The organism is Pedobacter suwonensis, from assembly GCF_007833675.1.
GTDB classification, from domain to species: domain Bacteria; phylum Bacteroidota; class Bacteroidia; order Sphingobacteriales; family Sphingobacteriaceae; genus Pedobacter; species Pedobacter suwonensis.
Genome location: NZ_CP031708.1, coordinates 5,167,027 through 5,178,641, shown reverse-complemented (window position 1 = coordinate 5,178,641; position 11,615 = coordinate 5,167,027). Strand labels below are relative to the sequence as shown.

Here is an 11,615-nt window from a genome sequence, read left to right as displayed (position 1 = left end):
AGCACAATGGAAGCTATTGAACTCAGCAGATCGCAGGCGCGGAGAATGATTTTACATGCGGCAGGCCTCTCCGGAAAAGCGCAGTTTGGTACTGGTATTGAGGCCGTTAACCGTGTAATTGACCATTTGGGTTATGTACAGTTAGATACCAACTATGTTGTAGAACGTGCCCACCATCATGCCCTCTTTACACGGGTTCCGGATTATCAAACAGAATGGCTTGCAGCCCTATGTAATGATGGTGATGTTTTCGAATATTTCACTTCCGATGCAGGATTTCTGCCCATGCACGATTTCCGATTTTCGCTTCCGGTAAAAAAAGCATTTGCAACGCAGGGTAGCCCCTTAACAAAAGCACAATCGGATTTAATGACACAAATTCTAGATCAGGTTGAGCGGGATGGGGCGGTGATGGTTGGCGATTTTGAGAACGACCGTATAGAAGCCAGCTCGGGCTGGTGGGATTGGCGTCCGGCAAAAGTTGCATTAGAAAAGCTTTACCTGGAAGGCAAACTGATGATCAGCCGCAATAGTGCATTTCAAAAAGTTTACCAGCTTCCTTTGGATGTAATACCACATGACACCGACCAAACCGAACCTACTGACGAAGATTATGCACGTTACATCATTAAACGCACCCTCGGTGCATTGGGCATTTCATCGGTAAAAGAAATGGCCTGGCGTGCCCGCCGCGTAAAAGGCAACCTGGTAAAAAAAGAACTGGAAAAGATGCTGCAGGCAGGAGAAGTTAAAACGGCAAAGGTAGAGGGTGTAAAAGGACCATTGTATATGCTTTCTGGCACAGATGTTAATGTTAATATAGAAGACGAAGTTTTCATCCTCTCGCCTTTTGATATCCTGAACGTATTTCGTGCACGCTTAAAAGATTTTTTCGACTTCGATTATCAGATTGAGTGCTTCGTGCCAGCTCCTAAACGAAAATTTGGCTATTTCTCTTTACCTATTCTGGCCGGAGAAAGGTTTATTGCCAGGATGGATGCCAAAGCCGACCGGAAAAAGAAAACATTGATCGTCCACAATCTCCATTTTGAAGCCGTTGAGCCTGACGAAAAAACCATCGATAAGCTTATCCATCATTTAAAGGAATTTATTCTGTTCAATAAGTGCAATGATGTGGTCTTTAAAAAATCAAACCGTAACGACCTGCTTAACTTAATCAGTGAAGCATTTTCGGATGGATACTAAGTTTGAAAGATCTACATCTGGAAAAAACTAAACTCTTGCAATGTTAACAACCGTTTATTAAAAGCTAGCCAACAATGTCTTTATTTTAAAAAAGAATGTAGGTTAACTTTAGTAAAAAAAGCTGTATCATAAATGATTTTTGGATTTTTGGCAGCATAATATTTTGAAAGGTCGTCATTCATGTGAAAACGGAAACCAAGGAGTGCTCAGCGAAGCTAATCTTAATGCAATAGTATAGAAAATAAGTACTTCCCTACCAAATCATTAAGATGCCCGACGACACCGCCAGATTTAATTCTTTTGCCGGCGCCAAATCTGTTATTTTGATACAGCCCCAATGTACCCGTCAGAAGAATTTAAATACTTGAATAGCTCTTTATTACGGATAGCATCTTACTTAAATTTAAGGTTTAGTGATAGGATATTGGAAACCAAACTTGTCGATCGCGAATAATGCCCATATCTCAACTCCAGCATGTTAAGTCTTTGCCAGCCAAAAACACCTTTGGGTGGGGCAAAACGAATACCTGCACCATAAAAGTCGCTTGTTAGTGTAGATAGATCATAATCACTGGTAAAATATTGTTCAGATGGGGCATGTTGCCCGTAAGGTGCAAAATATTTGGTACCCACCTGGTTATTATACCGGTAGAAAGGACTGATCGAAAAGAAAGAATTGATCTTCACCGGTATTTCAAGTTCAGCTGTATGCGCCCTGATGCCCCAGTTATCCATATAGTAACGGTAAAAAGTACGAATTACAAAATGATCATCCAGGAAATAGTTCATGCGTAAGCCTATGGGAAGTTTATAACGCTTATCGGGTAATGTTTCAGCGCGGAGCGAACCATCCGTAAAATAATTACGCTGATATTTAGTCGCCAGCAATCCCTTCTGATAAGATGGCTCCAAAATCAAAGCGGCCTGAAACTTTTGGCTGATAACCTGAGACAAGGAAAAAGATGTACTGAACGAATTTCTTGGTGCGGTATCGTACTGTTCGTGCCCCCTGCCCGTATTGCCCGTTCGTAACTCTATCGGGAGGATCACTGTCCACTGATCTAAAAATGCCTGCAGTTTAAAATCAAACTGGGTATTTTTATCTTTTGACAGGCGGGTTAAATTAAAGGCTGCCCCAAGCGACTGGTAATCAAATTCCGTTGAGTAAGAACCTGTAAAACCGAATGAATTACCGGTCTCTTCGTTCGAATGTGTCCAGTTTAGTGACGGATAAATACGGGTATCTGCAGAAGAAGCGGAAGAAATAGTATTCGGATCAATTTTATCTGAAGAAGCCGAGGTATAATGATCAACACCGAGCTCAAAAAGAAAAGTATTTTTTTTGCCCCTTTTGTTGAACTTAGACATTTGAAGGTCGATAGTATTCGCAAAATCACTCAGTTTCTCGGTACCGATACCACCGGTTACCGCAGAATTATTGCCGTTCTGATGATAATAAGCCGAAACAAGATTGACTTCATCTACTTTTAGCTTTCTCGACTGATATTTGCTGCTATCTACTTTTGCCGGTTCCGGTCTGCTTTGTGCATAAGTGCCTAATATACCGAAATACATGAAGAGCACATGGAGATATATTTTTTTCATTTCCGATCATTCATTAATTACAGCCACAACCTCCACCGCTTTTGCCACCGTTGGCACCAGATGCACCTTCGCGGTAAAGCTGAAAACTTTGTTCAAATTTTTGCACCTTTCGGGCTGATAAGGTCATATCGGCATCGTTAATCTTATTTTTTTGATAAGGCTTTACGCTACTGCAGGCACTGAGCATACTGATTAGTGAAACAGCGCTAACCGTTGCAAGGAAAATTCTGGAAATTCTCATCTATCTATGATTTATTTTATTGACGATAGTTTATGTTTTTTATGGTATCAATGAGCTCGCAAGCTCGGTTTAAAGGTGATGAAGCGATCATGATTTCAAATATTCATTCCCGTTCGGGTTTTGGTAAAATCATGATGGTTTCATATTATATCACATTAATATTTTTTGTGGTAAAAACCCGATCATCATCATCAATAACAATACAGGCTACTTGTTTAATCTGGTTAATGAGTTCAAGCCCCACCTTTACCCCCATTACCACAACCGGTGTGGCAAGTGCATCGGCCAGTTCCGCACTCGGGCAAATAATGCTGACACTTTTCACCCCGCTTACCGGAAGTCCGGTTTTAGGATCAATGGTATGCGAGTAACGCTTCCCATTAATGGTCGCATATTTTTCATAACTACCCGAAGTTGCAATCGCCATATCACTAATTTTTAGTGCAGAAAACGGCCTGTCGGTTTGTTCAGGATCGGCAATGCCAACTGTCCACGCGTGGCCGCCTATTTGCGTACCCCATGTGATCAAATCGCCGGCTGCATTTACAATTCCGCTTCTAATACCCAGTTCTTGCAGCACTAATTTTGCCCTATCAGCTGCATAGCCCTTTCCAATTCCACCAAAGCCGATCCTCATTCCTTTATTTTTCAACAGTACAGTTGATTGCTTTTTATCGATGATCACATTCCGGTAATCAATTAATCCGACAGATTTGAGTGCAGTTTCTTCATCAGGAAGACTCGTCATAAGCTGATCAAAATTCCACAATCTTTTATCTATAGAGCCATAGGTAATGTCAAAAGCGCCGTCGGTAATTTCAGAGATCCTTATTGAGCGCTCGATCAGGTTAATCACTTCTTCATCAACCTTTACCGGCTTTAAACCCGCGTGCCTGTTTATCAAACTCGTTTGGCTAAGTTCGCTGTAAGTAGTAAGCAGCTGTTCTATCCGCTGCACTTCTTTTATTGCCGAATCTATTGCTGCATTCCCCTCCTGCTCATGCTCAGCAATTACCGTAAACTCAAACCGGTTTCCCATGAGTTTTAGTATCCGGTTTACAGAAACAGGCTTAGCCATCTTATTTAGGTTATTTCTTTAGCTTATCCAACTCAGATACAAATGCTTCAGGACTTTCGTTAGGAAATCCATCCCAGGTTTTAAGCACCTTTCCATCTTCGTCAACAAGAAGCGTATATGGAAATTTACCATCCTTATTGTATACCTCGGCCAATGCCTCGTTAAGTTTAACCTGCTCTTTTGTCAGCTGGTTTTTCTTCTGTCTTGGAAAATCTGCCCTTACCAAAATCAGGTTCTGATCTGCATATTGCTCAAAACGTTCAGATTCTAGAATTTCTTTGCGCAGGCGGATACATGGGCCGCACCAATCTGAGCCCGAAAAATTAATTAAAATCTGTTTATGCGTGGCTTTAGCCTGCTGTTGTGCTTCTGAAAAGTTTTCCATCCATAATGCAGGAATGGTAAACAGCCCTAATAGGGCAACAAAAAGTAATTTCATTCTTCTTTTATAATTAAATCAGCAATACGATAAGATGATCCAACAGTGGCATTATAGCCAGGCTTTTATGATCAATAAATACAGCTTGAAAAATCTTTGTAAAATTGTTCCTATAAAAACTTCTGATTTAAGTATGTCCTCAACTTTCTATTTTGCGCAATAACAAAATCAGAAGGTTGATCTTTTAACAAAAATATAAATCAAGTCTGAAGACATTCTGAAGTTCTGAAAGAAAATTGTTAAACATCTGTTAAAAATAACCTTAAAAAAATGCAAAAAAGCTTAAGCAATCCATCTCGCAATCAAAAAGGCCGCACCTGCCGCAATGAGGCCGATAGCGGTAACTTTGAAGGCACCCTTAACTGCTGGCTGACCGGTTAACTTGCTTTTAAAATAGCCAAATACGAACAAACAAATGGTAGTGAGTAAGGCAGATAACAGCAGTCCATCCTGTGGTTTTGACGTAAAAAAATAAGCAGATAAGGGCAACATGCCGCCCACACAGTAAGATAAACCTATGGTGAGTGCACTGTTTCTGGCCCTGTTGATATCTGGTTTTTCAAGGCCAAGCTCAAATTTCATCATAAAGTCTACCCATTGGTCTTTGTTTTTACTCAATTGATCCACCAAAAGATCTTGTGCGTAATGATCCAGTCCGTATGCGGCAAAGATTTCTTTAACCTCTTTCTTTTCCATCTCCGGAACCTTTTCAACCTCCAGGTATTCCCGCCTCAGCTCGCTCTCATAATGTTCCTGTTCAGTCTTGCCAGACAGATAGCCGCCCAGCCCCATGGCAATACAGCCTGCAATGATCTCAGCAATACCGGCCGTAATGATGATCGAATTGCTACTTACTGCAGCACTTAAACCTGCGGCAAGTGCAAAAGGTACAGTAAGCCCGTCACTCATCCCGATCACGATATCAGAAATAAATGCGGAACTTTTAAGATGTTCTTCTTTATGGGACTTTCTCATTGTTTAAAAATAATGTCTGTCATCAGGTAATGTTGCTCACCCCCCGTTGATCATATCTGAAACAATTCCTTTTCCATCTTTTCGTTCGGCCAGAAAAATGCCCGCCAAATGAATGAAAATAAAGCCAAGGATCAGATACATGCAAAAGCCATGGAATTCCTTGATGCTGTGATTCATGTTTCTGGGAATGCCGGTATAATCCTCAAAGGCCAGCAATAAGCCTGTAACCACCATAATCGCTAACAAAATATAAAAAACCAGATAAAGCCCTTTTACTACCAATTCGTGCTTTGCTGCCTCCCGTTCTTTTTTTAAGATAAAATAAGCCAGGTAAGCTTTTTTAATTTTTGGAGAAATTCTCTGGGCAGCAGGCAGAAAAAATTCAGCAATCAACCTGAATAAAAAAAGCGTAGCAAGGGCATAGCCAAAGTAGATGTGGATGCCCCAAACCTGGTCCTCAAGCCCATGTGTTACCGCGCCTGCCTGCTTATCACTTACGGGTGCGCCGGCATTCATTAGCGCTGTTTTGACAAAACTGCGTTGCGCATGATCGAAAAGCGTAGCGTTGATGAGTACCGTGAACAACGATCCGAAAAGCACAATAACATTTACCCAGTGCCAAAAGCGCAGGCTGGCCGGGTATTTCTTTCCGGTATTGATTTCTCCGATTTCATGATTGATAGGTTCGATAATCGCCATATTAACTCAATGTTTAAAGGTAATAATAAAAGTATGCAAGTCGTGATGATAGGTATAATCCAACAGGAAGTGCTGCCGGTTACAGATCTGCTTAAGTATAGCAAGCCCCAGGCCTGTACCTTCAGAAGCATGATCTTTATAAAAACGATCAAATATTTTTTCGGGATCGAGCGCCGGATTATGGCCGGTATTGGCAAATACAATTTTATCCGGGTCTAAACGAATCTCAACCTGCCCTCCATCATAATTATGCCGGATAACATTACTAAATAAATTGTTGATTAATATCTCCAGAAGTTGCTGGTTTGCATAAATGCTTACATCGGCTAAAACCGATTCCACATGTATGTTGCGGCCATTGATAAGCTCGTGAAAATAAACGTATTTTTCTTCGATAAGCGACTTCAGGTTAATTTTTTCTTTATCCTGGAGCAAATTATTATCAATTTTAACCAAAAGCAGCAAAGATTGATTAAGCTTTGTTAAGCGAGAGGTAGCCTTATACAATTCAACAAGCGTTTCTCCGTGCTCTTTCTCCAAAACATTTGACTGAAGCATATTATCAAGCTTGGAATTGATCACAGCGAGGGGTGTCATCATCTCATGCGATGCATTTTCAGTAAATAGCTTGATCTCGTTATAGTCTGATTTAACTTTACCGGAAAGCTCCACCAATACTTTATTCAGCTGCCTGAATTCGGCAACAGGCATTTCTACCGGCTGATAGGGCACTTCATGATTAATATTGAATGCCGTAATATTTTTCAGCAGCTGTTCAAATGGCGTCCAGATTTTCTTAAGCAAAATCCGGTTCACCAGCAAAAGCAAAGCAAAAAGCAGCATCACGGGGATGAGAATGATTAGGCAGATGTTCTGGATCTGCTCCTGGCGTTCAGATTTTGAGGCGATGACCAGGATCTGATAGGGTTGGCCCAACAGTTCAAGTTCTGTTTTAAGGTATCTTGCCGTTTCCGTATGATGCTTTACAGGATCATAAAAAATGGTATCAGCATAGCTGCTGGAAGGATTGGCTTTTTTTATTTTTTTGTATTGAACAACCAGATCCTCAAATTCGTGCGGCTGATAAAAATTTCCTTTTGAAGCATATTCTTTTACTTCCATAATCTCTTCTACCAGATCATGATCAATCTGTTTATCCAGGTAATAACCCAGCAACCGGTAAAAAAGAGAACCAATCAACAGCAACCCGAAAAGGCTGATCGCCATCAATATGATATTATACCTGGTAAACAACTTCATATTTCCATAAATTTATAACCCACGCCATATACGGATTGAAAATAATCGCCACTCCCCGCATCAGTTAATTTTTTTCTGATGTTTTTGATATGGGTATAAATGAAATCGAAACTATCTGCCATGTCTGAATCATCACCCCAAATATGCTCCACCGCCGCCGATTTAGAAATTACTTTTCCTTTATTGGCAACAAAATAAAGCAGGAGATCAAACTCTTTTTTGGTCAGGTAAACCAACTTACCTTTCACCAGAACCTCCTTGGCGTCTAAATCAATGCGAATTTCGTTAAACTCGATATGGCGTTCTCCATGCGCACTTTTCCGGCGTACAACAGCAAGTATCCTGGCATTAAGTTCAGAAAGATGGAAAGGCTTGGTCAGGTAATCATCAGCCCCCAAACGTAAACCTTCTATTTTTTGATCAATCGAATTTCTCGCCGAAATGATGATCACGCCTTCTGTCCGGTTCAGTCTTTTTAAATAGTTTAATAACTGAAGTCCTTCTCCATCCGGCAAACCAAGATCAAGCAGAATGCAATCATAATCGTATAACCCCAGGCGCTCAAGCGCCTGCGCATAAGTTGAAGCCATACTGCATTGGTTGCCTTCAGACATCAGGTATTGCACAATACTTTGTTGCAAACCTGGCTCATCTTCAATAATCAGAATCTTCATGATAAACAAATATGGTATAAGATACTGAAGACATGTTGAAGTTTTACATAAAAAACAAAGCTGGTGTAATTTACTTGGAAGATGTGATAAAACCAAGACGCATAAAATACATTAAAGCAGGTGCTAACAGCTGTTGGTAAAATGGTTTTTCCAGATATCCTTTACGGAGGTAGTGAGTGGTTATTTAAATTTACACCAAACGCGAAAGGTTTATATCCAGATGATGTATTGGTAATGCAACATTGATAACCAATACCTGTCTTATACACAAATCCATTACAACAATATGAAAAAAACAATTTTTAGCCGGTTGGCAGCCTTAATTATTCCATCGCTGATTGGTATTTCATCCGTTTTTGCACAGCACAATCAAAATTTATCTTCAACAAAATCATATTTCCCTCAACAAAGCACAAAAGTGTTATTTGTCGGGACTTTTCATTTTCACTATCCCGGATTAGATGCCCATATAACCGCAAACGATGATCAAGTGGATGTACTGTCAGCATCCAGGCAAAAAGAACTTACTGATCTGGTAAACTATATCAAAAAATTCAGGCCTACAAAAATTGCAATTGAGGCTTTTCCTGAATGGAAAGCGACACAGAAATTAAAAGCATACAAAAACGGAGCCTACAGGGCGGAGCGGGATGAACGCTACCAGCTTGGTATGCGGCTGGCAATTGAACTGAAGCTGGATACCATTTATTCAATTGATGATAACTCAATGGTTTCTGCATTGAGCAAAATCGATCCGGAGTATTTTAAAGCTTTGTTTAAAGATTATGACTATAAAAGTGAAGACCCTTACTCCAAAATGTATGAACATTGGTATAAAGCTGAAGACAGTTTACGCACTAAAACTTCCTTGTTAGCATACTTCAGACATACAAACTCGAAGCGCTACCACCAGCTTGGGCATGGTGCTTACCTTGTGGGTGATTTTAAGTTAGATGATAAAAGAGGTGCAGATGCCTTGGCCATAAACTGGTACAGCCGGAACCTGCGGATTTTTAGAAACCTTCAGGAGATTACCGAAAGTCCAAAAGACCGGATTCTAGTCATATTCGGCAACGGTCATGGTGCTATCCTCCGGCAATTACTGGAGAGCTCGCCGGAATATGAGTTCATCGAATTCGACAGCCTGAAATAGCGCCAATGGATTAACTCCTGAAAAGCCATGGTTTATACCAGCAGGTAAAGGGCTGTACCGATAATGAAACCAAGCAATAAAATGGTGGCAAAAAATATGGCCAGCAACCTTTCAAATGAATCTAAACTTTCCATGCAAATTAAATAACGTAATGGTTTGTAAAATCAGATGAAAAATTAAGCCAGCTTAGCTAAGGTCATGCCGAGAATGGCGCTAACGACCAGACAAATAAAAAATACGTCTAAAATAATTGAAATTAGCCTCTTAAAAGTTTCCATGTCGAAGAAACGGAATCTTAAGCATTTGGTTTTTGAAAATTTTAAAAAAATATAACTTCCAATCCCTGTCTGTTGAATTGCTTACATTAAAAATGCTGTAAAAAAACAAAAGAAGCTTTATAAAATTTGAAATTTCACCTCTAATTTGTCAAGTTGAACTCAGCCTGTACTGAGCAAGTAAAAGTATCGAAACGCCTTTAAAGCATTTAGAAACCTTGTTTTTCGAAAAGCGACTATAGACAGAGTCCGTAAAAAAGTCGTCATTGCGAGGAGGAACGACGAAGCAATCTTTTTTTGCGAATTGATTTTTATTAAATAAATTACCCCTACCATTGACAGACTCCAATATAAAAATCGTCATTGCGAGCAGCGAAGCAATCTTAATGCGCACGCTAGTAGCGATCGTTTTAAGATTGCTTCCCCGAAAAGTCGGGGCTAGCCGTCGGCTGAAAAAGCCTTCTCGCAATGACGATGCCTCTTCGCCTTTCAATTTGCTAAATTAGCTGTCATTGCCATCGATTTTTATCCATTAAATTACCCCTACCATTGACGTTATTTTGTAATTACCTATTAATGAGCAGAATGCGGCATCATGCATTTCCGTATAGCTAGGCCATAGCACCGTATCACCGTTCTACTTAAAACCGGCCTAATAAATTTTTCGGACTGCACTGTTCTAGCCATAACACTGGCTTTGAAAGAAAACGGCGAAGCCCTCATGAATGCCGATGAAAACCATATCGAAAAATGAATAAATTTTCAGCCGGCATTTTTTGTTACTTTTTGATGCCAAAAAGTAAGAGCCCTTCGGCGGCGGTGAGCCGAGGCAAGAATTGTGCGAAGGAAAAAACGTCAATCATATTGATTTTTATATCATAAATTATCCCTCAGGATGACAATTTTACCCATGATGCAGCCTCTTTGTATACCGGTCGGTAGGCTTATTTTGAACTTTTAGACTACCTGACCGGGGAAAAAACTACTCATTATACCGCTAAACTTTGGGCAGCTAAGACTGAATAAACGCTAAAATATCTTTATTAATTGTTTCGGCTTCCGTAGTTGGCATGCCGTGAGGAAAGCCTGGATAGCTGATCAATTTCCCATTTTTCAACAGTTTGGCAGATTTTAAACCAGCATTTTGGTAAGGAACAATCTGGTCATCTTCACCATGAAGCACCAGGACCGGAATATCAACAGCTTTCAGATCTTCATTGAAATCAGTTTCAGAAAACGCCTTGATGCCATCATAATGCGCAACAATTCCGCCCATCATTCCCTGCCTCCACCAGTTTCTTTGCACGCCTTCTTTCACAACTGCCCCTTCTCTGTTATATCCGTAAAACGGAATCGTCAAATCAATATAAAACTGCTGTCTGTTATTCAATGTTTGTTCTCTGATACCATCAAAAACAGACATGGGTACACCATCCGGATTGCTTTCACTTTGAACCATAATCGGTGGAACAGCACTAATCAATACAGCTTTTTTTGCTCTGCCATTGGCATATTTATGAACATAACGAATCACTTCGCCACCACCCGTAGAATGGCCGATGTGAACCACATCTTTCAAATCAAGAAATTCTACCAGCTCAGCCGCATCAGCCGCATATTGTTCAATCGTATGCCCGTAGATATCCTGGCTGGAACGGCCGTGCCCTCTCCTGTCGTGCGCAATTACCCGGTAGCCTTTCTGTAAAAAAAAGATCACCTGTGCATCCCAATCATCTGATGATAGTGGCCAGCCGTGGTGAAACATTAAAGTTGGTCCCTGACCTTGATCTTTGTAAAAAATCTCTGTTCCGTCTTTTAATTTTAGTGTACTCATGGTTTTTAGTTTTTTGTTTATGGTCGATTATATTTTAAGAAAATGTTTTCAGTTCTTATTATATACCAAATGTAGTGTTGTAAATGCAAATCAATCTTGACCTATGGTATCTTTCACATTTATCTGGTAAATCATTGATGCTCATTTCTATTTGGCAAGAAATAATTTTAGCGCAT

General features: G+C 40.2%; 11 protein-coding genes. 2 read left to right on the top strand and 9 right to left on the bottom strand.

The window, feature by feature from the left end; translation table 11 throughout:
• The first annotated feature begins 6 nt into the window (after positions 1 to 6).
• A complete protein-coding gene (locus DV942_RS21270; RefSeq protein ID WP_145860868.1) occupies positions 7 to 1,206 on the top strand; it encodes a winged helix-turn-helix domain-containing protein in 1,200 nt (399 codons plus the stop codon).
• Positions 1,207 to 1,599: 393 nt separating this feature from the next.
• On the opposite strand, the gene DV942_RS21265 is transcribed toward DV942_RS21270, so the two are convergent.
• The 8 genes from DV942_RS21265 to DV942_RS21230 form a co-directional block, all read right to left on the bottom strand.
• Positions 1,600 to 2,811 carry a DUF3570 domain-containing protein gene (locus DV942_RS21265; protein WP_145860866.1) on the bottom strand — a complete coding sequence of 404 codons (1,212 nt, stop codon included), beginning with the start codon at positions 2,809 to 2,811 and terminating at the stop codon, positions 1,600 to 1,602.
• Positions 2,812 to 2,824: 13 nt separating this feature from the next.
• Complete coding sequence (locus DV942_RS21260; RefSeq protein ID WP_145860864.1) at positions 2,825 to 3,052, bottom strand: DUF4266 domain-containing protein; 228 nt, start codon at positions 3,050 to 3,052, stop codon at positions 2,825 to 2,827.
• Between the two features lie 145 nt (positions 3,053 to 3,197).
• On the bottom strand, positions 3,198 to 4,130 hold the full coding sequence (locus DV942_RS21255) for an FAD:protein FMN transferase (protein ID WP_145860862.1): 933 nt from the start codon (positions 4,128 to 4,130) through the stop codon (positions 3,198 to 3,200).
• A 10-nt stretch (positions 4,131 to 4,140) separates the two neighbouring features.
• A complete protein-coding gene (locus tag DV942_RS21250; RefSeq protein ID WP_090988014.1) occupies positions 4,141 to 4,569 on the bottom strand; it encodes a thioredoxin family protein in 429 nt (142 codons plus the stop codon).
• Between the two features lie 282 nt (positions 4,570 to 4,851).
• Positions 4,852 to 5,544: a VIT1/CCC1 transporter family protein gene (locus tag DV942_RS21245; RefSeq protein ID WP_145860859.1), complete on the bottom strand. Its 693-nt coding sequence runs from the start codon at positions 5,542 to 5,544 to the stop codon at positions 4,852 to 4,854.
• A gap of 36 nt (positions 5,545 to 5,580) precedes the next feature.
• Complete coding sequence (locus DV942_RS21240) at positions 5,581 to 6,243, bottom strand: cytochrome b/b6 domain-containing protein (protein ID WP_145860857.1); 663 nt, start codon at positions 6,241 to 6,243, stop codon at positions 5,581 to 5,583.
• A 6-nt stretch (positions 6,244 to 6,249) separates the two neighbouring features.
• Positions 6,250 to 7,503 carry a sensor histidine kinase gene (locus tag DV942_RS21235; protein ID WP_222431129.1) on the bottom strand — a complete coding sequence of 418 codons (1,254 nt, stop codon included), beginning with the start codon at positions 7,501 to 7,503 and terminating at the stop codon, positions 6,250 to 6,252.
• Positions 7,500 to 8,177: a response regulator transcription factor gene (locus tag DV942_RS21230; protein WP_134203300.1), complete on the bottom strand. Its 678-nt coding sequence runs from the start codon at positions 8,175 to 8,177 to the stop codon at positions 7,500 to 7,502. Before DV942_RS21230 ends, DV942_RS21235 begins: the two co-directional genes overlap by 4 nt.
• Positions 8,178 to 8,463: 286 nt before the next feature.
• On the opposite strand from DV942_RS21230, the gene DV942_RS21225 reads away from it, so the two are divergent.
• On the top strand, positions 8,464 to 9,330 hold the full coding sequence (locus tag DV942_RS21225) for a DUF5694 domain-containing protein (RefSeq protein WP_145860855.1): 867 nt from the start codon (positions 8,464 to 8,466) through the stop codon (positions 9,328 to 9,330).
• Between the two features lie 1,287 nt (positions 9,331 to 10,617).
• On the opposite strand, the gene DV942_RS21220 is transcribed toward DV942_RS21225, so the two are convergent.
• Positions 10,618 to 11,439, bottom strand: a complete 822-nt coding sequence (locus DV942_RS21220) for an alpha/beta fold hydrolase (protein WP_145860852.1) — start codon at positions 11,437 to 11,439, stop codon at positions 10,618 to 10,620.
• Positions 11,440 to 11,615 lie beyond the last annotated feature (176 nt).